This window comes from Streptomyces diacarni (assembly GCF_003323715.1).
Lineage (GTDB): Bacteria > Actinomycetota > Actinomycetes > Streptomycetales > Streptomycetaceae > Streptomyces > Streptomyces diacarni.
The window spans coordinates 265,116-291,214 of the sequence record NZ_QOIN01000039.1 but is presented as its reverse complement, the minus strand read 5'-3'; the positions used below and the strand labels follow the sequence as shown (position 1 = coordinate 291,214).

At 72.3% G+C, this 26,099-nt stretch carries 24 protein-coding genes; 18 read left to right on the top strand and 6 right to left on the bottom strand.

The features are described from left to right. Positions 1–5: 5 nt before the first annotated feature. Genes DTL70_RS11265 through DTL70_RS11250 form a run of 4 tightly spaced genes read left to right on the top strand, consistent with a single transcriptional unit; the run spans position 6 to position 4,490 of the window. On the top strand, positions 6–1,163 hold the full coding sequence (locus tag DTL70_RS11265) for a methyltransferase (protein ID WP_281278670.1): 1,158 nt from the start codon (positions 6–8) through the stop codon (positions 1,161–1,163). Then, positions 1,160–2,359 (top strand): prenyltransferase, encoded by a 1,200-nt coding sequence (locus DTL70_RS11260; RefSeq protein ID WP_114021736.1) that lies wholly within the window; start codon positions 1,160–1,162, stop codon positions 2,357–2,359. Before DTL70_RS11265 ends, DTL70_RS11260 begins: the two co-directional genes overlap by 4 nt. Next, positions 2,356–3,426 carry a polyprenyl synthetase family protein gene (locus DTL70_RS11255; protein WP_114021735.1) on the top strand — a complete coding sequence of 357 codons (1,071 nt, stop codon included), beginning with the start codon at positions 2,356–2,358 and terminating at the stop codon, positions 3,424–3,426. Before DTL70_RS11260 ends, DTL70_RS11255 begins: the two co-directional genes overlap by 4 nt. Then, positions 3,423–4,490: a tocopherol cyclase family protein gene (locus tag DTL70_RS11250; RefSeq protein ID WP_114021734.1), complete on the top strand. Its 1,068-nt coding sequence runs from the start codon at positions 3,423–3,425 to the stop codon at positions 4,488–4,490. Before DTL70_RS11255 ends, DTL70_RS11250 begins: the two co-directional genes overlap by 4 nt. Before the next feature lie 471 nt (positions 4,491–4,961). On the opposite strand, the gene DTL70_RS11245 is transcribed toward DTL70_RS11250, so the two are convergent. Beyond that, positions 4,962–5,669: a hypothetical protein gene (locus DTL70_RS11245; RefSeq protein ID WP_245979268.1), complete on the bottom strand. Its 708-nt coding sequence runs from the start codon at positions 5,667–5,669 to the stop codon at positions 4,962–4,964. Positions 5,670–6,096: 427 nt separating this feature from the next. Between DTL70_RS11245 and DTL70_RS11240 the strand changes: the two genes are divergently transcribed. Further along, complete coding sequence (locus tag DTL70_RS11240; protein ID WP_147266763.1) at positions 6,097–6,780, top strand: hypothetical protein; 684 nt, start codon at positions 6,097–6,099, stop codon at positions 6,778–6,780. Between the two features lie 45 nt (positions 6,781–6,825). On the opposite strand, the gene DTL70_RS11235 is transcribed toward DTL70_RS11240, so the two are convergent. Then, complete coding sequence (locus DTL70_RS11235) at positions 6,826–7,617, bottom strand: CAP domain-containing protein (protein WP_114021731.1); 792 nt, start codon at positions 7,615–7,617, stop codon at positions 6,826–6,828. Positions 7,618–8,006: 389 nt separating this feature from the next. Here DTL70_RS11235 and DTL70_RS11230 point away from each other — a divergent pair, with 389 nt between their 5' ends. The 6 genes from DTL70_RS11230 (at position 8,007) to DTL70_RS11205 (ending at position 12,730) form a co-directional block, all read left to right on the top strand. Beyond that, positions 8,007–8,309 carry an urease subunit gamma gene (locus tag DTL70_RS11230; protein ID WP_114021730.1) on the top strand — a complete coding sequence of 101 codons (303 nt, stop codon included), beginning with the start codon at positions 8,007–8,009 and terminating at the stop codon, positions 8,307–8,309. After that, on the top strand, positions 8,306–8,677 hold the full coding sequence (ureB, locus tag DTL70_RS11225) for an urease subunit beta (protein WP_114021729.1): 372 nt from the start codon (positions 8,306–8,308) through the stop codon (positions 8,675–8,677). The genes DTL70_RS11230 and ureB overlap by 4 nt, the downstream gene beginning before the upstream one ends. Positions 8,678–8,773: 96 nt before the next feature. Continuing rightward, a complete protein-coding gene (locus DTL70_RS11220; protein WP_114021728.1) occupies positions 8,774–10,480 on the top strand; it encodes an urease subunit alpha in 1,707 nt (568 codons plus the stop codon). Positions 10,481–10,495: 15 nt separating this feature from the next. Continuing rightward, the gene (locus DTL70_RS11215) at positions 10,496–11,182 is read left to right on the top strand and encodes an urease accessory protein UreF (RefSeq protein WP_114021727.1); all 687 of its coding nucleotides are present in this window, start codon (positions 10,496–10,498) and stop codon (positions 11,180–11,182) included. 109 nt (positions 11,183–11,291) lie between these two features. After that, positions 11,292–11,954 carry an urease accessory protein UreG gene (gene ureG / locus DTL70_RS11210; protein ID WP_220183609.1) on the top strand — a complete coding sequence of 221 codons (663 nt, stop codon included), beginning with the start codon at positions 11,292–11,294 and terminating at the stop codon, positions 11,952–11,954. Then, positions 11,951–12,730: an urease accessory protein UreD gene (locus tag DTL70_RS11205; RefSeq protein ID WP_425470346.1), complete on the top strand. Its 780-nt coding sequence runs from the start codon at positions 11,951–11,953 to the stop codon at positions 12,728–12,730. The genes ureG and DTL70_RS11205 overlap by 4 nt, the downstream gene beginning before the upstream one ends. Before the next feature lie 104 nt (positions 12,731–12,834). Here DTL70_RS11205 and DTL70_RS11200 read toward each other — a convergent pair whose 3' ends face one another. Next, entirely contained in the window at positions 12,835–14,115 is a 1,281-nt protein-coding gene (locus tag DTL70_RS11200) for a low temperature requirement protein A (protein WP_245979266.1), read from the bottom strand. Between the two features lie 167 nt (positions 14,116–14,282). On the opposite strand from DTL70_RS11200, the gene DTL70_RS11195 reads away from it, so the two are divergent. Further along, entirely contained in the window at positions 14,283–15,698 is a 1,416-nt protein-coding gene (locus DTL70_RS11195; RefSeq protein ID WP_114021724.1) for an amidase, read from the top strand. Positions 15,699–15,893: 195 nt separating this feature from the next. Next, the gene (locus tag DTL70_RS11190) at positions 15,894–17,402 is read left to right on the top strand and encodes an MFS transporter (protein ID WP_114021723.1); all 1,509 of its coding nucleotides are present in this window, start codon (positions 15,894–15,896) and stop codon (positions 17,400–17,402) included. Between the two features lie 207 nt (positions 17,403–17,609). Here the strand turns inward: DTL70_RS11190 and DTL70_RS11185 are convergent, their stop codons facing one another. Then, complete coding sequence (locus tag DTL70_RS11185) at positions 17,610–18,155, bottom strand: nuclear transport factor 2 family protein (protein WP_114021722.1); 546 nt, start codon at positions 18,153–18,155, stop codon at positions 17,610–17,612. 18 nt (positions 18,156–18,173) lie between these two features. Further along, positions 18,174–19,028 (bottom strand): LLM class F420-dependent oxidoreductase, encoded by an 855-nt coding sequence (locus DTL70_RS11180; protein WP_114021721.1) that lies wholly within the window; start codon positions 19,026–19,028, stop codon positions 18,174–18,176. Between the two features lie 247 nt (positions 19,029–19,275). Here DTL70_RS11180 and DTL70_RS11175 point away from each other — a divergent pair, with 247 nt between their 5' ends. Further along, on the top strand, positions 19,276–20,127 hold the full coding sequence (locus tag DTL70_RS11175; RefSeq protein WP_245979260.1) for an IclR family transcriptional regulator: 852 nt from the start codon (positions 19,276–19,278) through the stop codon (positions 20,125–20,127). A gap of 17 nt (positions 20,128–20,144) precedes the next feature. On the opposite strand, the gene DTL70_RS11170 is transcribed toward DTL70_RS11175, so the two are convergent. Continuing rightward, the gene (locus tag DTL70_RS11170) at positions 20,145–20,753 is read right to left on the bottom strand and encodes a flavin reductase family protein (RefSeq protein ID WP_245979258.1); all 609 of its coding nucleotides are present in this window, start codon (positions 20,751–20,753) and stop codon (positions 20,145–20,147) included. A 247-nt stretch (positions 20,754–21,000) separates the two neighbouring features. Between DTL70_RS11170 and DTL70_RS11165 the strand changes: the two genes are divergently transcribed. The 4 genes from DTL70_RS11165 to DTL70_RS11150 all read left to right on the top strand — a co-directional run bounded on the left by DTL70_RS11165 (position 21,001) and on the right by DTL70_RS11150 (position 26,019). Continuing rightward, on the top strand, positions 21,001–21,867 hold the full coding sequence (locus tag DTL70_RS11165; RefSeq protein ID WP_114021719.1) for an alpha/beta fold hydrolase: 867 nt from the start codon (positions 21,001–21,003) through the stop codon (positions 21,865–21,867). Further along, a complete protein-coding gene (locus DTL70_RS11160; protein WP_114021718.1) occupies positions 21,864–23,576 on the top strand; it encodes an FAD-binding protein in 1,713 nt (570 codons plus the stop codon). The genes DTL70_RS11165 and DTL70_RS11160 overlap by 4 nt, the downstream gene beginning before the upstream one ends. A 90-nt stretch (positions 23,577–23,666) precedes the next feature. Next, positions 23,667–24,701: a ferredoxin--NADP reductase gene (locus DTL70_RS11155; protein WP_114021717.1), complete on the top strand. Its 1,035-nt coding sequence runs from the start codon at positions 23,667–23,669 to the stop codon at positions 24,699–24,701. A gap of 133 nt (positions 24,702–24,834) precedes the next feature. Next, on the top strand, positions 24,835–26,019 hold the full coding sequence (locus DTL70_RS11150; RefSeq protein WP_114021716.1) for an acyl-CoA dehydrogenase family protein: 1,185 nt from the start codon (positions 24,835–24,837) through the stop codon (positions 26,017–26,019). Positions 26,020–26,099 lie beyond the last annotated feature (80 nt).

The following is a 26,099-nucleotide window of genomic DNA, read 5'->3' as shown; positions in this document are numbered from 1 at the left end:
GAACCATGACCACCGCGATGACCGTCCCGTCGGACACGCCGGATGCCCCCGCCCCCGCGCGCCCCGCCGAGCTGGACATGGACCGGCTGTCCCTCCTGCTCTTCGGGCACGCGGCGTTCCAGTACCTCAACGCCGCCTGCGAGCTGAAGCTGCTGGACCTGCTCATGGAGCGGGGGCCGCTGGAGGCCACCGCGATCAGGACCGAACTGGGGCTGGCCGAGCGGGCCGCCGACATCCTGCTGCTGGGCTGCACCTCGCTGGGGCTCACCCGCAAGGAGGACGGACGGTACCGGGCGGCGGCGCTGATCGAGTCACTGGCCGAGGAAGGCAACTGGAGCAAGCTGCGGGACACCGTCGCCTTCGAAGCGCACATCGTCTACCCGGGACAGGAGGACTTCGTCGCCTCCCTGCGCGAGAACTCCAACGTCGGGCTGCGGCGCATCCCGGGGGACCACCCCGACCTGTACCACCGCTTCAGCCTCCACCCCCGCCTGGAGACGGTCTTCTACCGGTACATGCGCTCCTGGTCCCAGCTGGCCAACGCACACCTCGTCGCAGCGCTCGACCTCCGCGGCGCCACCCGGCTCCTCGACTGCGGCGGAGGCGACGCCGTCAACGCGCTCGCCCTGGCCGCGCACCACCCCGACCTCGAGGTGACCATCCTGGAGATCCCCTCCTCGGCCCCGATGACGGAGAAGAAGATCTCCGAGGCGGGGCTGGGCGAGCGCGTCTCGGTACAGCCGTGCGACATGTTCGCCGACGCCTTTCCCGGCGGGATGGACTGTGTCCTGTTCGCCCACCAGCTGGTCATCTGGACGCCCGAGGAGAACACCGCGCTGCTGCGCAAGGCCCACGACGCCCTCGCCCCCGGCGGGCGCGTCGTCCTCTTCAACTCGATGTCGAACGACGAGGGCGACGGCCCCGTGGTGGCGGCCCTGGACAGCGTCTACTTCGCCTCCCTGCCGGCCGAGGGAGGCATGATCTACCCGTGGCGGCTGCACGAGGAGTGCCTGCGCGCGGCCGGCTTCACCGCGATCGAACGCGTCGAGGTACCAGGGTGGACGCCCCACGGCATCATCGTCGCCACCAAGCCCGGGACCGAGCCCGTCACCCGGTCCGAGGCCGAGTCCGAGTCCGAGCCCGTCGCCGAGCAGGGCGCATGAGCGACGCGCCGGGCAGCAGCGGCCCGCTGCCGGCAACCCCCTCACAGGCAACCGCCTCACCGGCACTCCCCTCGCCGGCCCCCGGGTCGTTCGCCGCCTTCCTCAGGCTCGCCAGGGTCAAGTTCCTCTTCCAGTCGATGATGGTGACCGGCTTCGGCGTGACCCTCGCCGTGCACGCGACCGGCGCCTTCTCACTGGCCTGGTACCTGTTGACACTGGCGTTCGCCTGGTCGACGCACCTGATGACCCACTTCTGCAACGAGTACTTCGACCTGGAGGCCGACCGGGCCAACCCGCGGCCGACCGCCTGGACGGGCGGCAGCCGCGTCCTCGTCGACGGGCTGCTCACCCCCGCCACCAGCATCGGCGCCGCGTTCGTCCTGCTGTTCACCTCGCTGGCACTCGTCCTGGCGATGCCCACCCTGCCCGCCCGGCTGCTCGCGGGCGCGCTGACCGCGCTCGCCTGGTTCTACACGGCGCCGCCCCTGCGGCTGAACTACCACGCACTGGGCGAGGCGAGCTGCGCGGCCGTCCTGTACGGAATGGGGCCCCTTCTCGCCGCCGTCCTGCAGCCCGGCGGAGCCGGCGCGCTGCTCGGGTGGTGCACCGGGCTGGTCGCGGCGCTCCAGGTGCTGCGCTGCCTGGTGATGAACCTCGCGGACATCGAGGGTGACGCCCTCGTGGGCAAGGCCACCCTGGCCGGCCTGCTCGGTGCCCGCCGGGTCACCCACGTCTACACGGCGGGCCAGGCCGTCCTCTACGCGGGCGTGCTCGTCCTGGCCCTCACCCAGGTGCTGCCCGCGGTGGTGGCCGCCGCCCAGCTGCTGGTCGCTCCGGTCGCGGCCTTGGTGGTGCGCGGTCTGCGCACCGACGCGATGTCCGACACAGGCCGCTCGGGCGACGTCACCTTCTGGGCGTCCATGCAACTGCCGCTCACCACCTGCGCGACCATGCTCGCCCTCCTCGCCGACCTGCTGCTGGCGGGAAAGCCGGCTCCCGCGCTGTGGAACGCCGTCGCAGGCGGAACCGCACTGCTGTTCACCGTGTGGCTCTACCGGGCCGTTGCCGCGGCCCGGCGGCCCGCCCACCACGAGGACACGGGCGGCACGGCGACCGCGCCGCCGGAGACTCACGCGTCCACGAAACCGAGCCCCTGGCCGGCGGAGCCCGTACGGGAGGGGCGCGAGGCGCGATGAGCACAGCGGTGAGTCCCCCGGCGAGGGCTCACGAGATCGCCGTGTCGGTCTGCCGACGGGCGCACGCACGGCTGGAGCCCACGCTGCGCACGGCCGTGCGCACACTGCCGCGGCAGCTGTCCCGGATGAGCGGCTACCACTTCGGGTGGTGGGGACCCGACGGGGAGGAGACCGACCTCGCCATGCCGGGCAAGGCCGTCCGCCCGGCGCTGGCCTACCTCGCGGCGGAGGCGCTGGGCGCGCCCGCCGAGCAGGCCACCCCAGGGGCCGCCGCCGTGGAACTCGTCCACAACTTCGCCCTCGTCCACGACGACATCATGGACGGCGACCCCACCCGCCGGGGCCGGCCCGCACTGTGGCAGCAGTACGGCACGGGGGCGGCGCTGCTGGCCGGCGACGGCCTTTTCGCGCTCGCCGCCGACACGCTGGCCGCGCCGCGTACCCAGCGGTCCTGCTGGGCCCTCACCCTGCTGACCCGTTCCATGCTCGCCACGCTGCACGGACAGGCGTACGACCACGACTTCGCCCGGGCCCCCTGGAGCGGCCCCGGTGCCGTGACCGTCGCGGACTACCGCCGTGCGGCGTCCGCCAAGACGGGCGCGCTGCTGGCCGCGGCCACCGCTATCGGGGCGCTGCTGGCCGGTGGCGGGCCGCGGGAGGTGGCACGGTTCGCCCTGTTCGGCCGCGGGCTCGGCCTGGCCTTCCAATGCGCCGACGACGTCCTCGGCCTGTGGGGCGAGCCGTCCACAACCGGCAAGCCGGTCGGCACCGACCTGCGCGAAGGCCGCAGAACCCTGCCCCTCGTCGCGGCGCTCAACTCCGGCACCACGGCAGGTGACCGGCTGCACGCCCTCCTGCGGGGCTGCTCCGGTGGACGGCTGTCCACCGAGGAGCTGCACACCGCTCTGGAGCTGATCGAGGCCGCGGGCGGCCGGGCCGCGACCGAAGCGGAGGCACGCCGCCGGCAGCGGGCGGCCGTCGACGTGGTCGCCGGTCTGCCGATGCCCGCCCGCGTCCGCACGGAGTTGCTCGCCACCGCGCACTACGTGACGGCACGGCGGACATGAGGGCGCCCCGCCGCCGCTCTGCCTCGCCCCGCGCGGCCGGGCTCCCCGCCCCGCTCGGCACCCCCGGGCTCGACGTCCCGGAGGACGAGCTGCGGCCCCGCCACGGCCGGCGGGCGGGCCTGCGCCGCCGCTGGCGGGCCACAGGTGCCGACCTGCCCCGTGGCGATCCCCTGCCCGCGCACCCGGCCCCCATGGAGGGGTACCTGTGGCGCTTCACGGACCCGGTCAACGGCCGCGTCCTGCTCCTGGCCTGCGGCGTCAACCACCACCCGCGGCGCCCCTGGACCACGGTCGTCGCCGCGGCACACCCCGGCAGTTTGGTGCGCTCGACCAGCGTCGAGGGAACCGGGGCCGACACCAGCGCCTACCGCATCGCGGCGCACCCCGCGCTCGAGCTGACCCACGACCGGTTGCGGGCCCGCGTCGGTGACGAGGTGGACCTCCGGTGCGCGCTGCGCCCGTTCCACACCTGGCCACCGCGCCGCTTCCTGCACGGCAGCGGTGTCTTCTCCCTCTTCCCGGGGCTCGACCACTACTGGCACCCCCACCTGTTCGGTGCCGCGGTGGAGGGGACGGTGCGGCTGCGCGACCACACCTGGGACCTGACCGGCTGCCAGGTCTACGCGGAGAAGTCCTGGGGGAGGGGTTTTCCCCGCGCCTGGTGGTGGGGCCAGGCCCACGGCTTCGACCGCCAGGACCTGTGTGTCGCCTTCGCGGGCGGCCTGTTGGGCCGCGGCAGGCTGACCGTGCCCGTGGGCGGCCTCGTCGTCGCCATCGGCGGCCGGACGGTGAGCCTGGTCCCGCCCGGAGCGTGGGTGCGCGCCACGGTCGGGGACGGCAGCTGGCACGTACGCGGCCACTCGCCGCGCTACCAGGTCGAGATGACCGGCACGGCCGAGGGCGAGCGGCCGCTCAGGCTGCCTGTGCCGCTGCTCGACCCGTACCGCTACAGCCACTCCCTCCAGCACCTCTCAGGGCGACTGCGCGTACGTGTTCGCCGCGACGGACGCCTGCTCTACGCCGGAACCTCCCGCCTCGCCGGGCTGGAAACAGGCGGCGTGTGACGCGGATCGGATGACAATCGCATAACGGCGACAGCGCCGCGCGTTGCCGCGAGTCCGGCGCGTCGTTGGACGCGGCGTGAGAGAAGTCGAGTGGTACGAAGAAACGGTTCCTCGCTGGGTGGGTTGGGCCCGGTACCTCCTCCTGGGCGTCGCGGTCTGCGCCCTCGTAGCGGCGCTGCTGGCGAACTGGGACGCGGTCTGAACAACCGCGTCCCCGCCCCGCCACCGGTCGGCGGCCAGCACCGGACGGACACCCGCGGTCGGCCTCCACGTCGCGCACACCAGGGACGGGCTGACCGCGGTGGTCGCCGGCTCCGTGCCGACCAGGCGGAGGGGGCAAAAGCCCCGCATGGCCATGTACGCCGGCGCAGGGCGGCCGGGAGCGGGACCGGAACCGGGCCGAACCCGCCGCCGCAACCGCGAAGCCGCCCGCCCAAGGCGCGGCGGGCGGCTCGGTGGACAGCCCGCGGCTCAGGAGACGAAGCCGCGCGTCACATGCGTACCGGCGCCGTCGTTCTCGGCACGGTAGCCGGACTCGCCGACGCAGTCGCTGTACTCGTAGTTCGCCCTGGAGGTACCGCTCAGCCCACCGGCGTCCGTGGACGTCGGTGGGCCGAAGACCACATCCGATCTGGGCATCTGGGCGCAGCTGGGGATCCCGAGGTAGTACTCCACGAAGCCTCCCTGGGAACCCTGGAGATCGCCGCTCCCGGCCGGCAGCGTGTACGTCCCCAGGTGGGTGGCCTTGCCGGTGACCGTGTCCGTCGCCGTGCCGCTCCAGGTGTCGGTGCCGGTCCGCTCGACCGTGATGTCGTAGCGGTGCCCGTACACGGCGTCGAAGTCCACCGCGCAGGTGACGCCGGGGCCGCCGTCGGCTCCTTGGTGGCAGAGCGGGTCGGAGGTGGTCGCCCCTTCCGTGAAGGTGGAGAAGCGGGCGGACAGCCGTTCGTTCGAGCCGTTGTTCTCGCGCGGTTGCAGACCGGTGTAGCCCATGCCGTCCGCGAAGCTGTACTGCTGGGCGAAGTAGATCCCTTCCTTGTGGGCCGTGGCCGGATTGACGGTGAGCGGGAAGGTGATGTTGCTCATCCCCGAGGACGGCGTGTCGTCGATCGACCAGCCGACCGACACGTTGCCGCCTCCGACGTCCGCTGATGCCGCGTGCGGCGTCGCGATCAGCAATGCGGCAGCCGCCGCTGCGGGTAGCGCACAACGGCGGAGCGTCCCGACTACTGACATGTGCTTCCTCTTCTCTGTGGGGGAGAGGGAGACCTCTGTGGGGAGAGGGAAACCGTGCTTTCCGTAACCGGCGGACCCCTGGTCGGTGCGATCCCTCGGCACAATCCCTGGGAACCGGTGCGGACTTCGGCTGTCCGCCCTCGTGGAATTCTCTACTCGGCTCTCTACGGCGACTCCATGGACTAATGCGGCCGTCCCCTTGGACTCCCATGAAGCCCCACGTCCGCGAGCCGGTGAGAAGGCGCGGGGGAGCGGGCACCGCCGGAGCGGGCCCTGCGGATGACCGGTGGCGCGGGCGGGACGGACAGGGCTGGTGAGGCGAACGAGGCGCCGAAGGTGCCCGGTTCGACGACGGTTAAGGTGTCGGGCGATGCCGAGTTCAGCAAGAGGTGGGGAAGCGCCCCGGCGCACGGGGTGGATGCTGGCGAACTGCGGATGGCTGCTCGGCGGTTTCGCCGGGGTCACGGCCGCGCCCGAACTCCTTCCCCGCTGGGCCGTGCCCCTTTGCTGGGTCGTCTACCTCGTGGTGCTGGCGGCATTGCTGAGTCGCCTTGCACAACGCATGGGGCTCGTCATCGTGATACCGCTCGTCGCCTATCTCGCAGCTCTCTACTTCCTGTGCGTCGTCGAACTGCGCGCCGATATTCTGCTGCGCTCACGCGGACAACTCGTCCATGCGGTGGTGACCGGGGACCGGGTGACCTCCCCGCGCGGATACCTGATCCGTCACTACACACTCTCCCGGCCCGACGGCTCACCGGTGCGAGGAGGCGAGATCGACGACGGCACCGTGCTGGAACGCGGCCGGCATCTGACGGTCTACGAGGATCCCGAGGGCGAGATCCAGCCCAGTACCCCGGGGCACACCGACCCGACGATCCGCGCCGTGGTCGCGGGGGGACTGCTGGCCCTCGCGACCGGGGCGCTCGTCTGGGCGGCCTACTCCCGCTCGTTGGAAAGCCTCGCCGACGACTCGGGGAACCGGTGCTCCGAGCCGCGTCCCGCGCCGCGTCCCGCGCGGAAGTCCGTGCCCGCCGCCCCGGAGCCGGACTGACCGCCGGCCGCCACGCGGGCCGTCCCGGGGCCGGTCGCGCACCTGTCAGTAGTCGATGGTGATGGCTGCGACGAGCCGGCCGGAGTCGTCGGTCACGATGCCCGCACCCGCCTTGGTCGAGCTGCCGTAGGTGAGCGCCGTCTTGTGCCCCGGGCTGTTGAACCAGGCTTCGAGCATGGCCTCGGGCCGCGTGCCCGAGCCGCCCATGAACAGTACTTCGTGGCCGCAGTGCTCAAGAGCGCCCTTCGCGAGACTGGCGGAGGAGCACTGTTCGGCCTGGGAGGCCAACTCGCCGCTCTCCTCGACCCGGGGGAGTCCCGCGGCCGAGCGGCGTTCGTTGAGAAGGGCTATGAGCTCATGCTCGTCCGCCGACATGCTCGCGGAGGCGCCCGCAGAGGCCGGTTCGAAGGCCTCGCGCTTCTTCACGGCCGCGGCCTTCTTGTGCGCCTGGGCAGCCGCTGCCTTCCGCTTGCGCTCCGCTGCCTCCCGCTTCTTCTCCTGCCGCGCCGTGCTCGCGGCACGTTCGCGTCCCTTGCGCTGCTCTTCGGCGGCGACCCTGGCCAGTTCCCGCTCTTCGGCGTGGTCGGCCTTCTCCTGCTGTGCGCGGGCCCCTTGGGCGCGGGCCTCGTCCACGCTCCCGTCCCGCTCCCCGGCCGTCTGCGCGTCTGCGCGCTTCGCTGCGCTGGTGCCGTCGCCGCCATCCGGGCCGCCCTGCGAGGTCAGCGTCACCGTGAACGCCGTGCCCAGCGCCAGCAGGACACCTGATCCGGCCGCCAACCGTGCGCGCCCGCCCCTTCCTGTGCGCGCCCTGCCGTGGGTTCTGCGGTGCTGAGACATGGGGGAAGCTCCAGTTCTTCTCGGAGGGGTGTTGCACAGGGAAGGAGCGGGTGAGGGGGCACGCGTCCCGCGGCGTTACCCGTTCGTTATGTGCAGTCCTCGTGGTGGTCCCTGGAGAGGCCGGGCGTCCGTCGGGGCGGATTCCGCCCGGCCGGGGGCGCGATGTCCGGCGCGGCGGCGGTGCGCTGTCCGCGCCCGTGTGACATGCACGCAAGTAAAGCTACGGCAAAGTTTTTTGACGGATTTGCCCGTATTTATCGGGGGCAAGCAGTAAAAACAGACATGACGCCGCGCTCCGCGGTTTGCCGCCGCACTCCGCGAGGACTTATAAGAGGGGCAATGCTTTCGCGGTCTCGGAATTCTTCCGGACCCTGCCGTGGAGTAAACCCATGCTTCTTGTCCCCTCCGACTCGGAGAAATTGTTGTTGTGCGTGGCCGGGATGGTCGCACGCGACCGCCGCTCCCGTGGAATCAAGCTCAACTATCCGGAAGCCGTTTCGCTGCTCTCATGCTGGGTGCTCGAACGAGCCCGTGAGGGAGCCCGGGTCGTCGATCTCATGAGTCGGGGGAGGGATGTCCTGACCCGCGAAGACGTCATGGAAGGCGTCCCGGAGATGCTCCATGACGTGCAGGTCGAGGCGACTTTCCCCGATGGCCGCAAGCTCGTCACGATCACCGAACCGATCCCGTGATCCCCGGCGAGGTGCGTCCGGGCGACGGGACGCTGAGTATCAACGCCCGCCGCGAGAAAATACTTCTCGCGGTCGTCAATGAAGGCGATCGGCCGATCCAGGTGGGATCGCATCTGCATTTCTCCGACGCGAATCCGGCGCTTTCTTTCGACCGGGCGGCGGCGCGGGGCTTTCGACTGGACATTCCTTCCGGTACGTCAGTGCGTTTCGAGCCCGGATTCGCTGTCGAGGTGCCGCTGGTGCGGCTGGGCGGCGACGCGAGAGTGCCCGGAATCCTCGTACGCGACGGTACGGGCGGCGACGTGCCCGAACCGGGGAGACGTCGGGACGGCAGGCTGCCGAAGCGTTCCGCGCGCAGAGCAGGTTGAGCGCGCACGGCAGCCCGAGCGTCCGAGGGAGCCCGAGGCAGCCGAGAGGAAAGCGGCCAAGAGGAAAGTTGCCAAGAAATAGAGGAAGGGGAAGAGATGGCCGAGGTGTCCCGGGCCGCCTACGCCGCGCTGTACGGACCGACGCGAGGGGACCGCATACGGCTCGGTGACACGGATCTGTGGATCGAGGTCGAGGAGGACCGGTGCTTCGGCGGTGACGAGGCCGTCTTCGGCGGCGGCAAGTCGATCCGCGAGTCCATGGCGCAGTCCACCGTCCCGCGCGCGGCCGGCGCCGTGGACCTGGTGATCACCAACGTGGTGGTGCTCGACCACTGGGGGGTGATCAAGGCGGACGTCGGAGTACGGGACGGCCGCATCGTCGCCCTGGGGCGCGCCGGGAACCCGGACATCAGCGACGGGGTCCACCCCGGCCTGGTCATCGGCCCCGGTACGGACATCGTGTCGGGCGAGGGCCGCATCCTGACGGCCGGCGCCGTGGACACGCACGTGCACGTGCTGGTGCCCGAGGCCCTCGAAGAGGCGCTCGCCACCGGCACCACCACCGTCATCGGCGGCGGCACGGGCCCGACGGAGGCCTCCAAGGCGACCACCGTCACGGCCGGTGAATGGCATCTGAGCATGATGCACCGGGCGCTGGACCACCTCCCGCTGAACGTCATCCTGTTCGGCAAGGGCAGCAGCGTCTCCGCCGAGGCGCTGCGGGAGCAGGCGCTGGCCGGAGCGGGCGGCTACAAGGTCCACGAGGACTGGGGCGCGACACCGGCCGCCATCGACGCCGCGCTGCGGGCCGCGGACGACCACGGCCTCCAGGTCGCGCTGCACGCCGACAGCCTCAACGAGACCGGCTACGTCGGAGGGACGCTGGAGGCGATCGCCGGACGCGGTATCCACGTCTTCCACGCCGAAGGCGCGGGCGGTGGGCACGCCCCCGACATCATCACGGCCGCCGCGCACGCCAACATCCTTCCGGCGTCGACCAACCCGACCCTCCCGCACACCGTCAACACGGTCGACGAACACCTCGACATGCTGCTGGTCTGCCACCACCTCAACCCCTCGGTGCCGGAGGATCTGGCCTTCGCCGAGTCCCGCATCCGGGCCACCACCATCGCCGCCGAGGACGTGCTGCACGACATCGGCGCGCTGTCCATCACCTCCTCCGACGCGCAGGCCATGGGCCGCATCGGCGAAGTGATCTGCCGTACCTGGCAGGTGGCCCACGTGATGAAGGAGCGTTTCGGCGTGCGGGACGAGGGCGGGCTGCCAGCGGACAACGCGCGGGCCCGCCGCTACGTCGCCAAGTACACGATCTGCCCCGCCGTCGCCCACGGCATCGACCACGTGGTCGGCTCGGTCGAGCCGGGGAAACTCGCCGACCTGGTGCTGTGGGACCCGGCGTTCTTCGGCATCCGCCCGGCCGCCGTCCTCAAGGGCGGCATGGTCGTCCACGCACCTGTCGGCGACCCCAACGCCGCCATCCCCACGACACAGCCGGTGCTTCTGCGCTCCTCGGCTGCCGCCGCGGCCGGAGCGCGGCTGTCGGTCAGCTTCGTCTCACCCGCCGCGCTCGACGACGGCCTCGCCGACCGGCTCGGGCTCACCCGGCAGTTGCTGCCCGTGCGATCCACGCGGCAGCTGACCAAGGCGGACCTGCCCAACAACACGGCGCTCCCGGCCATCGAGGTCGATCCGGAGACGTTCACCATCCGCATCGACGGCGAACCTGTGGTGCCGCACCCCGCGGAGCGCCTGCCGCTCGCCCAGCGCTACAGCCTCTTCTGACGGGGTGGTGGAGAGATGACCGGCGAACTCGCGACCCTGCTGCTGTGCGACGGCAGGCTCCCGGTCGGCGCCTACACCTACAGCGCCGGACTGGAGCCCGCGGTGGCGGCGGGCCTGACCCGCGACCAGGTGCCGGGGCTGCTGCGGGCGCGGCTGCGTACCGTCTCCGTCACGGAGGCCGCCGCGGCCGTGCTGGCACTGCGGGCGGGGCTGCGCGACCCGGTCGACCACGCCCCCGTGCAGGCGGCGCTGGCCGCGCGTACCCCCACGGCTCCGCTGCGCGAGGCGTCGGCGGCGCTCGGCCGCGGCGTCCACCGGCTCGCGCGCCGGCTCGCCGCCGACCACCCCGCGGTCGCCGCACTGGAGCACGCGGCAGTGCCGGGGACCGCACCCGCGCGGCCCCTGCGCCCGATCGTGACCGGCGCGCTCGCGGCCGCCCTCGGCGTGGGGGAGGCGGCACTGGCACGCACCGTGCTCTACGACGACCTGCAGACCGTCACCTCCGCCGCCCTGAAGCTGCTGCCGGGCGACCCGCTGGACGCGGTCGCCTGGATCCTGGCATGCGAACCGCAACTGGAGGCCGCGGTGGCCGAGTCGAGGGCGGTCACCTCGGCCGACAGCCTGCCCGCACGGTCCGCGCCCCTGACCGAACAGTGGGCGCTGGAGCACCCACACAACGAACGGAGACTCTTCCTTGCCTGACAGCCCCCTTCTCCCGTCCGACGCCCACGCGTCCTCCGCGCACAGCGCGCACACCTCCTCACCGCAGAGCACGCACGCGCACGGCGCGCACCCGCCGACCCGACGCGCTCTGCGTGTCGGAGTCGCCGGCCCGGTCGGCACCGGCAAGAGCTCGATCCTCGCCACGCTGTGCGGACAACTGGCCGACAGCTTGGCCATGGCGGTGGTCACCAACGACATCTACACCGACGAGGACGCCCGCTTCCTGCGGTCCGCCGGTGTCCTGCCCACCGACCGGATCCACGCGGTCGAGACCGGGGCCTGCCCGCACACCGCCATCCGCGACGACATCAGCGCCAACCTCGACGCCGTCGAGGACCTGGAGGCGGCGCACGGGCCGCTCGACGTGGTGCTGGTGGAAAGCGGCGGGGACAACCTCACCGCCACCTTCAGTCCCGCACTCGTCGACGCCCAGATCTTCTGCCTCGACGTCGCGGGCGGGGGCGACGTCGCACGCAAGGGCGGTCCCGGTATCCGCGGTGCCGATCTGCTGGTCGTCAACAAGACGGACCTGGCACCGTACGTCGGCGTCGACGTCACCCGCATGGTGGCCGACGCGCGCGGCGCCCGCGACGAACGGCCCGTACTGGCGCTCTCGAAGAACGACCCCGACTCGGTCGCCGAACTCGCGGACTGGCTGCGCGACACACTCGCCCGCCACCGGGCCGGCACCCTCGTACCCCGGGATCCGGGTCCCATGGCGCCGCACTCCCACCCGCATCCCCGACCGTGAGCGGCCGGTACGAAGCCCCGCCCGCAAGCGGCGAGGACGGCACCCGCTGCGCCGGGGAGACGTCCCGGCCCACCGTCGTGGCCGTCGAGCGCGACGGCGCCCGCAACCGGATCGACGCGCTGCGCCCCGGCGCGTTCCTGGCACCGATGCCGCTGCACGCGCGGGGCGGTGCGGCCCGTATCGCCCTCGTCGGCACCACGGCGGGGCTGGTGGCCGGGGACGCTCTCGCACTCGATGTCACGGTCGGCCCGGGCGCCGAGCTCGAACTGACGGAGACGGCGGGTCTGGTGGCCTACGACCACAGGGGAGGCGCCTCCTCGTGGCGAGCCCGGGTGACCGTCGCGGCCGGCGGGCGGCTCCAGTGGGAGGGTAAGCCGTTCGTGGCCGCGGACGGCGCCCGGGTCGACCGCGGGCTCGAGGTGTTCCTCGGGCACGGGGCCACGATGCTGTGGCGGGACACCCTGGTGCTGGGACGCAGCGCCGAACGCGGGGGCAGTGTGCGTTCCGTGACCCGCGTCCTGCACGAGGGCCGGGAGCTGTTCGTCGAGGAACTGGACCTGACGGACCACCAGGAGCGTCAGCTGCCGGGGGTCCTCGGCGGCTCCCGGGTCGTGGACGCGGTCGCCGCCTTCGGCCGCACCCCCGCCAAGCCGCACGCGCCCCTGACGACGCCGCTGGCAGGACCCGGCGCCCTGGCCCGCACCGTGACACCCGGCGCCGCCCGTGACGGCGCCTGCCTCGATCAGGTGTGGCGCTCATGGGCCACCGAGCTGTGACACGTGCCCGCCACCCGCTCACCGGCACACGCGACTCCGCCCGCCGCGCGCGTGTGCGTCCGCGCGGCCCGGAGGACTCACCGCGTACGGCGGCCCCCGAGCACTTACCCCGTACGCAGGCCCTCCAGCATCCGTCGCTGGTGGCGCTCGCCCGTCGTCTCGTAGCCGAGCACGGTGACGAAGGGGGCGAGCATCACCACGAGCAGGCACACCGCGAGCGCGACTCCCGCCACGGCCAGGAACACCGCTGCGGCCAGCACCACGAACGTGAGGGAGATCAGCAGCAGGTGGTAGCGGTCCACCGCCGAGAGCAGCAGCGTCTGCAGCAGATACACCATCAGCATGTAGAGGCCGACAGGCACGGCGAGGGAGAGCACGACCGCGACCTCACCGACGCGCGCGTCGTGCTCCAGTTGCAGTCCGGCCACGTGCAGTCCCGCGCCGGCCCCCGCGATGCCGACGAAGAGCGGGATGTGCCCGTAGCCGAAGAGGTAACCGCGGCCGCGGCGGTGGACCAGGATGTCACCGAAGGGCAGGGCGAAGTAGACCCACCACATGCCGAACGTCAGGCCGACACCGGCGATGACGACAGCGACCGCGTTCCCGGTCCAGTGCGTCCCGTCCCCGCCGCCGAGCAGCCCGCCGGAGGAGGCGACGGTGCCGACCACGCCCTCGCCGAGCGTGATGATCGCGAAGAGGCTGTACCGCTCCGCCACATGGTGCGGATGCCAGGGGGTGCCGCCCGCCTCGCCCTGGGTGAGGACAGGCAGCACCAGTTCCCCCACCGCCAGCACCGCGAATCCGACGAACGCGGCGCTGAGCGGCATGGGCACGAACCCGACGACGATCCAGCCCGCCTGGACGAGCACCGTCCAGCGGATGTTCGCCATGCCCACGTCGTGGAAGGGAGGTGACTCCCGGGCCGCCCGCCACCACTGCGCCACCATCGCGACCCGCATCACGACGTAGCCGATGACGATCACCCGCAGCTCCAGATGCCCGCCCTCCTCGAGGGAGTGGAACATCGCGGGCAGGCCGAGGGAGAACACGACGACGCCGGTCATCTGCAGCATCGTCAGCGCCCGGTAGAGCCAGTCGTCGGTGCCGAACGCGGAGGCGAACCAGCTGAAGCTGATCCACGCGACGCTGATCGCGAACATCGCGAGCACGAACGCGGTGACCGCCTTTCCCGGGTGTCCTTCCGCGAGCATCTCGGCGAAGTGCGAGGCGGCGGTACCCACCGCGATCACGAAGCTGAGATCGAACAGCAACTCCAGGGGCGTGGAGACCCGGCCGCTCTCCTGCGGGTCGCGGCCGGTCATCGGCCGCAGACGACGGGCCGGCCCGCTCCCTTCTTCCGTGCCGGGGACTTGCGCATCACTCATACGCAGCATGGTGACGCACGCGGGGGTGTTCCCGTGCCAGGCGGGTGGACGCGGCGGCCGACGCGCGTCCCGTTCGCGCGCGCGTCCCGTTCAGCGGGAGCCGCGCCCGCGTGCGCGAACGCCCCCCTAGAGTGCCGCGTTCACCCGTGAGCGTGAGGAGACAGCGCGTGGAGGACCAGGTCGACAGGGAGGACGCCACCGCGACCGCGGAGGCCGTCAGGAGCGGGGCGAGTGACGCGCGCGCCGTCACCGAGCGCGCCATCGCCCGGATCGAGAAGCTCGACCCCGGGCTCAACGCCGTCATCCACCGCCGCTTCGCCGAGGCGCTGGCGGAGATCGACGCGGGGCTGCCTGACGGCCCGTTGCGCGGGGTGCCGGTCCTCGTCAAGGACCTCGGCACCCAGGTGGCGGGTCTTCCGGCCGCGGGAGGGAGCCGGCTGTTCACCGGGGGCGCCGCGGACCGGGACAGCGAGCTCGTGGCCCGCTACCGCCGCGCCGGGATGGTCGTCCTCGGCACCACCAACACCCCCGAACTCGGCCTCAACGCCAGCACGGAGCCCATCCTCCACGGCCCGACCCGCAACCCGTGGAGCGCCGCGCACTCACCCGGCGGCTCCAGCGGCGGTTCGGCCGCGGCGGTGGCGGCCGGGATGGTGCCCGTCGCCCACGCCAGCGACGGCGGCGGATCGATCCGCATCCCGTCGGCGGCGTGCGGTCTCTTCGGGCTCAAGCCCAGCCGCGGCAGGGTGTCGCCCGCGCCGCAGCCGTCCACCCTGTCGGGGCTCGTCTCGGGCCACCACGCCGTCACCACGACGGTGCGCGACAGCGCGCTGCTCCTCGACATCGCCGCGGGCCCGCTGCCGGGGGACGCGTACGCGGCGCCCACCCCGTCCGAGACGTTCACGGCCTCGGCCCGCCGGGACCCCGGCCGGCTGCGCGTCGGGCTGATCACCAGCCTTCCCGACGGCCCCGCCGTGCATCCCGCCTCGGCCGACGCCGCCGTCGCTGCGGCCCGCTTGTGTGAGCGTCTCGGCCACGAGGTGACCGAGCTGACCGCCCCGTACCGCACCGCCGAGGTGGGCCCCGCGTCGGCCGTGGTGATGGGAAGCGACCTGGTGGCCAGGGTCGACGCCCGGCTCGACCAGCTCGGCCGGCAGCTCGCCGACGACGACCTCGAACCCTTCACACGCCTGCTCTACGACACCTACAGCCGCCTGGGCGCCGCCGACGTGAGCCGGGCGCTGCGCCGGATGCAGGAGATCGGCTGGGAGGTGGGCGCCGCCTTCCGGGCGGTCGACGTGCTGCTGAGCCCGACGCTCGCGCAGCCCACCCCCAGGATCGGCCTCCTCGACACGCGCCGCCCCGAGACCGTCTACGAGCACGCGTCCGTCTACGCGGCCTTCACCAGCGTGCACAACGTCACCGGCATGCCGGCGATGTCGGTCCCGTTCGGGCGTGACGGTGAAGGGCTGCCGCTGGGCGTGCAGTTCGCCGCCGACCTCGGCGGCGAGGGACTGCTCCTCTCCTTGGCGGCGCAACTGGAAGCGGCAGCGCCCTGGCCGCGCGGTGCGGTGCTGCGCTGATCGTCCCGGTGGCTGGGACACGGCCGAGGGGATCTTCCGTGGTGTGTCTCACTTGGGGCCCCTCCCACGTCGGTCCCCGGACGTCTTCTCGAGGGCTCCCCGCACGCGTGCGGCGGCTCGTCGGCCACGGCGGCCGGTGCTCAACCCCCTGACGCGGGACATCGCGCTCCTCCCTCTCCCACGACAAGGATCACGATGGCACTCACTCCGCATCCGGTCGACTCCACGGTGTCCAGGCGCCGCCTGTTCGCCGTGCTCGCGTTGATCATCCTCTTCTCGGAGATCGCCTCCTTCGAGATCATCATGGTCTACCCCGCTCTCCCGAAGCTGGCCTCCTCCTTCGCGACGCTGCACATCGCCTGGGCCGCCTCGATCCTCACCCTCGCAGGTGCCACGGTCATGCCGCTTGTCGGCAAGGCGGCGGACAAGTGGGGCAAGAAGCGGGTCATTCTGCTGCTCGGAGCCGTCTTCGTCGTCGGCAGCGTCGTCTGCGCGTGCGCGCACTCGTTCCCGGCGCTGCTGGTGGGACGCGCGCTCCAGGGCTGCCTCGTCGGCGTCGTCACCATGTCCTACAGCCTCGTGCGGGACATCATGCCGCGCGAGTTCGTACCCCTCGCGCTGGGAACCGTGGTGACCGGCGTCGGCATGTCGGCCCTCGCGGGACCCTTCCTGGCCGGCTGGCTCCTCGACGGCTTCGGCCCCGCGGGCGTCTTCTGGTTCCTGGCCCTGTACGTGGCGGTGCTGCTGCCGGTCTACGGCGCCGTGGTCCCCGAGAGCCCGATCCGCCTCGACCGCCCGATCGACTACCCCGGTACCGCGCTGCTCGGCCCCGGCATCGGTGTGCTGCTGCTCGGGGTGACCCAGGGCAGCGACTGGGGCTGGACCGCGGGATGGACGCTGACGTTCCTGATACTCGGGAGCGCGATGCTGGTCGCCTTCGTGTGCTGGGAACGCGCCTGCCGCAACCCGCTGATCGACCTGAACGTGCTGCTGGGCCGCAGATTCGGCCCGACCGTACTGGCGGTGGCCTGCGTGTCCTACATGATGAACGCGCACGCGCTGATCAGCCCGACCATGCTGATGGCACCCCGGAACGCCCCGGGCGTCGGCTACGGGGCCGGCCTCTCGGCGACCGAACTGGCCCTGTGGACCTGCCCGCTGGGTATCGCCGGCATGTTCGTGGGACCACTCGGGGGCCACCTGTCCAAGAAGGTCGGCGCCCGCAACGTCCTGCTCGCCTCCGCGGCGCTGTTCCTGCTGGTGATGTTCCTGGGCTCGCGGCTGTTCACGGTGCAGTGGCAGGTGGGGTTGATGAGCCTGACGGCGGGGTGTGCGGTGGGCTTCCTGCACTCCTCGAACGCCAACCTGGTCCAGGACGCGCTGCCCGCCTCGCAAAGCGGCGTGGGCAACTCCGTCGGCGGCATGAGCACCCTGCTGACGGCGGGCATCGCCACGGCCCTCACCGGGGCGGTCATGTCGAAGAAGGTGCTGGCAGTCGATCCGTCGACCCACGCGGTGCGGTACGCCGACAGCGCCCTCACCGACGCGTATCTGTACGCGGCGCTCGTCGGCGCGGTCGGGGTGGCCGTGGCACTGGTCATGAAGCACGGCCGTGCACCGGCGCAGGGAGGCATGACGGGGCCGGAAGACGACGTGCGCGTCGTCGAGGCGTCGCCGCCGGCCGCCTCCGAGGCGGTGGGCTGACGGACGCCGTGGACCGCCGGCGGTTCGCCGTCGGCGGTCCACGGTCAGTTGGTACCCGGTCAGCTGACGAGTGGCCGGTCGGTCCACGATCGGTCGGCCCCGGTCAGCTGACGAGTGGTCAGTCGGCTCCACGCCAGTCGGTGAGTGGCGGGCCGACGAGCGGTCAGCCGGCCAGACCAGGTGGCCGGCCGCCGTCCGTCCGCACGCTCACGCGCGGCCCGTCGGCGGCTCGGCTGAGGCTCCGGCGTCCGTGACACCCGAGGCGAGGAGCGCGGGCGACTCGGCACGCCCGTCCAGCACGCGGTTGGTCCGCACGGTCAACCGCCAGCCGTGCGGCCCCCTGCGCAGCCGCCAGTGGTTGGCGGTGGCCCGCCGGACGGTGAACTCGGACGTGTCCGGGTCCCTCGTGATCATGGTCGAGTAGCAGACGGCCACGGCCGTGTCGCCCCGCACCCGCACCCGGGGCGCTCCGACGATGTGGGCACAGCCGTTGCCGATCCAGGTCCGGTGCCGGGCGGAGCGGACCATGGCCGCGATCTCCTTCCGGCCGGTCATCAGCAACTCGTCGACGTCGTAGATCCCGTCCTCCTCCCACAGCCCCGCCACCTCCTCGGCGCGGCCGCTGTCGACGAGCGGCCCGTAGGAGAGGACCAGGGCGCTGACGGCCGCCTCGTCCTCCAGCCGGGTGAGGCGTGCCTCCAGTCCGGCGAGGCGTTCTTCGGCCTCGGCGAGGCGCTGCTCGGTGTCGCTCATGGGCTCGCTCCTGTGGAGTCAGAGGTGCGCGGCCAGCGGGGCGAGGGCCGCCAGTTGCTCGCAGTAGTGGTCGGCCGAGTCCGCCCGCACGGAAGCGGACAGCAGGGTGGCTCCGGTCTCGCGCGTCCGGATCAGGGCGCGCGTGGTGGCTTCCGGGTCGCCGAGCGGATCGACGGGCCGGCCGGGGCTGAGGACGATCTCGAATCCGTCGGGGAGTTCGGTGCGCCGGAGCATGTCGCGCAGCTCGTCGGGCGTGAGGCCGAACGGTACCCAGCCGTCGCCGTGTGCCGCGGCCCTGCGCAGCGACCTGGGGGTGCGTCCGCCGAACCACATCGGCACGCGCTGCTGCACGGCGTGCGGCTCGACGAGGAGGTCCTCGAACGCGTAGTACTCGCCGTGGTAGGAGGGCCGGCGCCGCGACAGCGCGGACCGCAGCGCCCGTGCGGCGTCGTCGGCCCGCGCTCCGCGGTCCTCGAAGGGGGCGTCGAGCAGTGCGAACTCCTCGCGGAGGCTGCCCACTCCGAGGCCGAGGGTGACCCGTCCGCCGCTGAGTGCGTCGAGGGTGCCGTAGCGCTTCGCGATCTGGAGCGGATGGTGGTAGCCGAGGACGAGGACCTGGGTGACCAGCCGGATGCGGGAGGTGCACGCGGCCAGGTAGCCGAGTGTGGCGAGCGGGTCCCAGTAGGTGCCGCCGCGCTGGTGCGCGACGCCGACCGGGACGGCCACGTGCTCGCTGCAGGTGAGGTGGTGGAAGCCGAGCTGGTCGGCGGCCCGGGCGATGCGGGCCAGTTCCCCGGCGCCGGCGTCCGCCTCCCAGGCGGAGCTGACCCCTGGCTGCTGTACGACCACGGGTGAGGTGATCCCGATGCGCATGCTTCTCCTTCTGTGGCCGGCCCGTGCGCTCCGGGCGATTCGTAACGCCCGCCAGGGCGCGGCGGCTTCGCATGTCCCGCTCAGCGGGAACCGTGCGCGGCCGGTCGGCGGTGCGGTGAGGGAACCGGCGCATGCCTCTTCCTCCCGTTCGGCGGCGCTGTTAGATTCCAAAAAGCAGAATTCATTTCAGTTCGACTGGAGGGGCCCCATGACGGTTGTCGACACAGGTCCTGCGGTGGATGCACCCATGCGGAAGCAGCTGCCGCCGTCGATGGTCGAGCGCATGACGTTGATCATGGACGCTTTCGAGGGACGCACGACCCGGCTCTCCCTGGAGGACGTGGCACGCCGCACCCGCCTTCCCCGCTCCACGGCGCACCGGATCCTGGACCAGCTCGTGCGGTTGAGGTGGCTGGAGCACACCCCACACGGCTACGGCCTCGGCCGCCGGGCCCTGGGCCTCGGCGGTGACGGCACCCACAACGAGATCCGCGAGGCCGCTGCCGGGCGGCTCCACCACATGCAGATACAGACCGGCATGGTCGTCCACCTCGCGGTGCTGGACGGCGCGCAGATCCGCTACCTGGACAAGATCGGCGGCCGCTTCGCCACCTCCGTGCCCTCCTGCGTCGGCGGCCGGGCGCCCGCGCACTCGACCGCGTTGGGGAAGGCCATGCTCGCCTGGCTGGCACCCGAGGCGGTCGAGGCGCAGATGAACGAGGGCATGGGACGGCTGACCCACCGCACCATCGCCGACACCGAGACGCTCCACCAGGAGCTCAACCGCATCAGGCAGCGGCGGGGACTGGCCTTCGAGCGCGGCGAGTGCGTTCCCGGCATCGCCTGCGTCGCGGTGGCGGTCCGCGGCCCCGAGGGGCCGGTGGCCGCGCTCTCCCTCGTCGGCCACGCGCGGACCCCGCTGGAGAAGGTCGCCCCGCTGGTGGCCGACGCCGCCCGGCACGTCTCGCTGCACCTGTTCCCCGGCCTGGAGACCCCCGGCAGGGCGCACCATGCGACCGCCGTGCAGGAGCGGGCGACCTGGTCCCCGCAGACCCTCGACAGGCTGCTGGCCACGGGGCGGAACGGCGACTGGCTGTAGGCGCCGGTCAATCCCGGTCAACCCCAGTGATCGCCCCAGCCCCAGGCGAACCGGGCCGCCGCCTCCCGCGCGTCGTCCGGCCCGGAACCCAGCCCGAACCGGCCGCGGAAGAAGAGCATCGGGTCGCGCTCCGCCCCTCCCGTCCCTCCGTCCCCTCCCTCCATTGCCTCCACCTCGAGAACCCTGCCGATCACCACGTCGTGGTCCCCGGCCGCGTGCACCGCGTACACCTCGGCGTGCGCCCGCATCAGCACGTCGCGCAGCGCCGGGGTCCGCCAGCGTGAGAGATCCCAGGCCAGCCCGTCGTACTTCCTGCCCTTGCCGGAGCCGAACCGGCCGCACAGCTCCGACTGGTCCTCGGCCAGTACGTTGACGCAGAACCGCCCCGCCTCCCTGATCCGCGGCCACGTGCGCCCCGAGTGATCCGCGCAGAAGAGGACCAGGGGCGGGTTCAGCGAGACGGAGGCGAAGGACTGGCACGCGAACCCCACGGGCTCGCCGGCCGCGTCCACCGCGGTGACGACGGTGACACCGGTGGCGAACGTGCTCATGGCACGCCGCATCTCGACGGGTGTGGGCTGCCTGCCCGCACCCGTCGCGCAGGCGGTCACGGAGTCTGCTGTCATCAGGTCCCCTCGGCGGGTCGGCGCACAGAGTGCTGCGTCAGCGTGCGGACTTGACGCTAGGAGCGTTCCGCGCGACGGCGCGGGACTTTCCCGATGAGTGGAATCCCCGCACCGGAGCGCCCCGTCCGCGCGGTGCCCACCCCCGCGGCGTGCCCACGTCCCGCTGATCGGGATATGACCCGCACCGGAACCGAGCCGCTGTCTACGTTCCACAACCGTACCCATCGGGACGTCGAAGGCAGGGACGATGGCGGAACTGAGCTACGAGAGCACCTCGCGCGAGCTGGCCACCGACCAGGGTGTGCTGCGCTATCACGAGGCGGGCGACGGGCCGCCGTTGCTGATGCTGCACGGGTCGGGCCCCGGCGTCACCGGCTGGCGCAACTACCGCGGCAACCTCGCGGCGTTCTCCCGGCACTTCCGCTGCCTCGTGCTGGAACTTCCGGGCTTCGGCGTCAGCGATCCGGTCGAGGGCCACCCGATGGTCACCGCGCCGGCCGCGGTGGCACGGTTCCTCGACGGGCTCGGGCTGCGGCAGGTCGATGTGATCGGCAACTCCATGGGCGGCATCGTCGGCACCCGGTTCGCCCTCGACGACCCCGAACGGGTCCGCAGGCTCGTGACGATCGGCGGCATCGGCCGGAACCTCTACAGCCCCGGCCCAGGCGAGGGCATCAGACTGCTGACCGAGTTCACCGACAACCCCACGCGCGAGGGCCTGGTCAGGTGGCTGCACTCGATGGTGTACGACCCCGCGTTGGTGACCGAGGAGCTGATCGCGGAACGGTGGCGGCTGGCCACCGACCCGCAGGCGCTCGAGAACGCGCGCGCGATGTACGGCAGCGCCGCCTTCGCCGCTCGCGCCGGGGCCGCGGCGGCGTCCGACGAGGCGCCCTACTGGGCCATGCTGCACAAGCTGCGGGCCAGGACCCTCATCACCTGGGGCCGCGACGACCGCGTCAGCCCCCTCGACATGTCGATCCTCCCGATGCGGACCATTCCCCGCGCGGAACTGCACACCTTCCCCGACTGCGGCCACTGGGTGATGATCGAGCAGAAGGCGGCCTGGGAGAGCGCGGTGCTGGCCTTCCTCACCCGCGAGGAGACGGCGTGAGCGCCGGCACCGCAGCGGGATGGGACCACGAGGTCGACTTCCTCGTGGTCGGCAGCGGCGCCGGAGGCATGACGGCGGCGCTGACCGCCGCGGACAGCGGTCTGTCCACCGTCGTGGTCGAGAAGGGCGCCATGTACGGCGGCTCGACGGGGATCTCCGGCGGCGGCATCTGGATCCCCAACAACCCGACACTGCGCGCCCGGGGCCACGACGATTCCCGCGCCTCGGTTCGCCGCTATCTCGACCTGCTCACCGAGGGCCGGGTACCGGCCGCCCGGCTCGACGCGTTCGTCGACCACGGGCCCGAGGCCATGCGGCTGCTGGGCGCGAGCCGCTGGATGCGCTTCTTCTGGGTCAAGGGCTACGCCGACTACCACCCCGAACTGGAGGGCGGCCGCCCGCTGGGCCGGTCCGTCGAGGCGGTCCCCTTCGACACCCGCAAACTGGGGGAGGACGAGAAGTACCAGCGGCCCAACAGCCTCAAGGGCCCGCTCGGCCTCTGGGTGACGGGCAAGGACTACCACGACCTGGCGATGGTCAAGCGCACCTGGCGGGGCCGCTGGGCCTCCGTGGTCGCCGCCTGGCGCGTCTCCTCCAACCTGGTCCGCCGCCGCCACATGGCCACCGGCGGGCGCGCCCTCGTGGCCCGGATGCGCATGGCCCTCAAGGACGCCGGCATCCCCGTGTGGCTGAACACCGCGATGACGCAGCTGGTCACCGACGACGACGGGCGGGTGACGGGCATCGTCGCCGAACGCGAGGGTAGCGCCGTGCGGATCGGAGCGCGGCACGGAGTGCTGCTGGCCACCGGCGGCTTCGACCACAACCAGCAGCTGCGTGAGCGGTATCTGCCCGAGGGCGGCAGGGAGAACCACAGCGCCGGGGCGCAGGAGAACGTCGGCGACGGCATCCTCGCCGGACTCGGTCTCGGCGCGGCCGTGGACTTCATGGACGACGCCTGGTGGATGCCTTCGGTGCGCCACCCCTCCGGCGCGACCATCCCGCTGGTCTCCGAGCGGTGCATCCCGCCGTCCCTGATCGTCTCCTCCTCGGGCAGGCGCTTCACCAACGAGTCCGCGCCCTACACCAACTTCGTCCACGACCAGCTCGCGGGCAAACACGTGCCCGCCTGGTTCGTGATGGACGCCAAGGCCCGCGCCCGCTACCCCTTCGCGCAGGTTCTCCCCGGCATGCCGTTCCCCAAGGCCTTCTACGAGACGGGCCTGGCGCACCGGGCGGACACCCTGGACGAGCTGGCCGGGAGCATCGGTGTCCCGGCCGAGGAACTGACCGCGACCGTCCGGCGGTTCAACGGCTTCGCCCGCGCCGGGAAGGACACCGATTTCCACCGCGGCGACAGCGCCTACGACCGCTACTACGGCGACCCGACGCTGAAGAACCCCAACCTGGACGAGATCGACAGGGCGCCCTTCCACGCGGTGCGCATCGAGGTCGGCGACCTGGGCACGAAGGGCGGACTGGTCTGTGACGAGCACGGCAGGGTGCTGCGTGCGGACGGGTCGGGCATCGAGGGCCTGTACGCGACCGGCAACACCTCCGCGGCGGTGATGGCCAACGAGTACGCGGGCCCCGGCGCCACCATCGGCCCGTCCCTCGTCTTCGGATACATCGCCGCACGCGACGCCGCCGCACGCCGCGCCACGGGGGACGGCGACCTGAGCGACCTGGCGGGCCGCGGACCTCGCTGAGCGTCTCGCCGGCCGACGTCTCGCCGGAGGTGCGTCCGGGCGAGACCGCGTCCCGGCGAGGCCGCGTCTCGACTAGAAAGGCAGAGGAACATGGGGCGACCCACCCCCTTGACGGTGCGCGTCGTCGAGGTCATCCGTGAGACCCCCGACGCGCACTCGCTGGTGCTGGAGCCGATCGGCGTGCCGCCCGAGAAGTTCGGCTACCGGCCGGGTCAGTTCCTGACCGTCCGGGTGCCCTCCGAGCGGGACGGCTCGACAGCGCGCTGCTACTCGCTGTGCAGCTCCCCGCTGCGCGACGAGAAGCCGAAGATCACCGTCAAGCGCACGGTGGACGGATACGGCTCCAACTGGATCTGCGACAACGTCGTCGAGGGCCGCACCCTCGAAGTGCTGCGCCCCGCGGGGACGTTCACCCCCGACTCGCTCGACAGCGACTTCCTGCTCCTGGCCGCGGGCAGCGGCATCACCCCGGTGATGTCGATTCTCACGTCCGCTCTGCACGGGGGAGCGGGTTCCGTGACCCTCGTCTACGCCAACCGGGACGAGGATTCGGTGATCTTCCGGGACGAACTGGCCGCGCTCGCCCGCGAGTACGGCGACCGGCTCACCGTCGTCCACTGGCTGGAGTCCGTGCAGGGACTGCCGACGCCCTCGGGTCTGCGCGCACTGACGCGGCCGTACGCCGGCCGTCAGGTGTTCCTGTGCGGGCCCGGGCCCTTCATGGAGTCGGCGGCGGCGACGCTGAGCGGCCTCGGTGTGCCCGCGGACCGGCTGCACATGGAGCGCTTCTCCTCGCTGACCGGCGACCCGTTCGCCGAACCCGAGCCGGAGCTTGAGCCCGGCGGGCCGCGCAGCACCGTGGAGGTCGAGCTCGACGGCGAGACGCACACCGTCGTCTGCCCACGGGAGACGGCGCTGCTCGACGTGCTCCTCGACGCCGGTCTGGACGCTCCCTTCTCCTGCCGGGAGGGCAGTTGCAGCGCGTGCGCGTGCGTGCTCCTCGACGGCGAGGTGGAGATGGCGCGCAACGAGGTCCTCGACGACCGCGATCTCGCCGACGGCCTCGTGCTCGCCTGCCAGGCCCGTCCGCGCACCGAGCGGCTGAAGATCACCTACGACGGGTGAGGACGGCCTCCGCACACGAGCCCCGAATGCCGGCCCGCACCCCTACCCGGTCCGCGCCCCGCACACGAGTCCCCGGCCAGGGACAGCACACAAGCCTCCGCACAAAAACCTCCGCAGGGAAGAGGGAAGCCGCATGCCGAACCCCGTACTCGACGCGATCACCGAACGTGCGGAGGAGATCCGCGCGCTGGGAACCTCCAACGAGGCGCTCGGCCGGCTGGACGACCAGGCCGCGAAGGTCCTGCGGGACACCGGCGCGATCCGGATGCTCCAGCCGCAGGCGCACGGCGGTCTGGAGGCGCACCCCCGCGAGTTCGCCGAGACGGTCATGAAGATCGCCGCCTGCGACGGCTCGACCGGCTGGGTCACCGGCGTGGTGGGCGTCCACCCGTGGGAGATGGCGATGGCCGATCCCCGCGTGCGGGAGGAGGTGTGGGGCCAGGACCCCGACACCTGGATCGCGTCGCCCTACGCGCCGATGGGGCTGCTGCGCCCCGTCGACGGCGGCTACGTCTTCAACGGGCACTGGCAGTTCTCCTCGGGCACCGACCACTGCGACTGGATCTTCCTGGGCGCCTTCCTGGCCGACAGCGACGGCAACCGGCTCAACCCGCCGCGCTCGATGCACGTGATACTGCCGCGCGCCGACTACGAGATCGTCGACGACTCCTGGGACGTGGTCGGCCTGCGGGGAACGGGGAGCAAGGACATCGTCGTGCGGGACGCCTTCGTCCCGGGACACCGCGTCATCGACTACGACAAGGTCGTCGACGGGCGGCTCGCGAGGGAGGCGGGGCTGACCAACCCGACCTACCACCTGCCGTTCTCCGCGGCGTTCCCGCTCGGTATCACCGCGTCCGTCATCGGCATCTGCGAGGGCGCGCTCGCCCACCACCTCGCCTACCAGCGCGACCGGGTGCAGATCACCGGCACCGCCGTCAAGGACGACCCCTACGTGCTCTACGCCGTCAGCGAGGCGGCTGCCGAGATCGCCGCCTCGCGGTCGGCGCTGCTGGACAACATCTGCCGGCTCCACGACATGGTGGCGGCCGGCCAGGAGGTCTCCTTCGACCGGCGGGCGGTGGGCCGCCGCACCCAGGCCAGGGCCGCGTGGCGGGCCGTCCGCGCGGTCGACGAGATCGTCGCACGCTCCGGCGGCAACGCCATGCGGATGGACAACCCGATCCAGCGGTTCTGGCGCGACGCGCACACCGGCCTCGCGCACGCCATCCACGTCACCGGAGCCGTCTTCCACGTCGCGGCGCTGACGCAGATCGGCGTCGAGCCGCCGCAGGGGCCGATGCGCTCCATGATCTAGCACGTCTCCTGTCGTGGAGCCTGCTGTGCTCGCCCGCCCTGCGCGGTGTCGCGCAGGCCCGGGGGCTGCCCGAGCGCGGC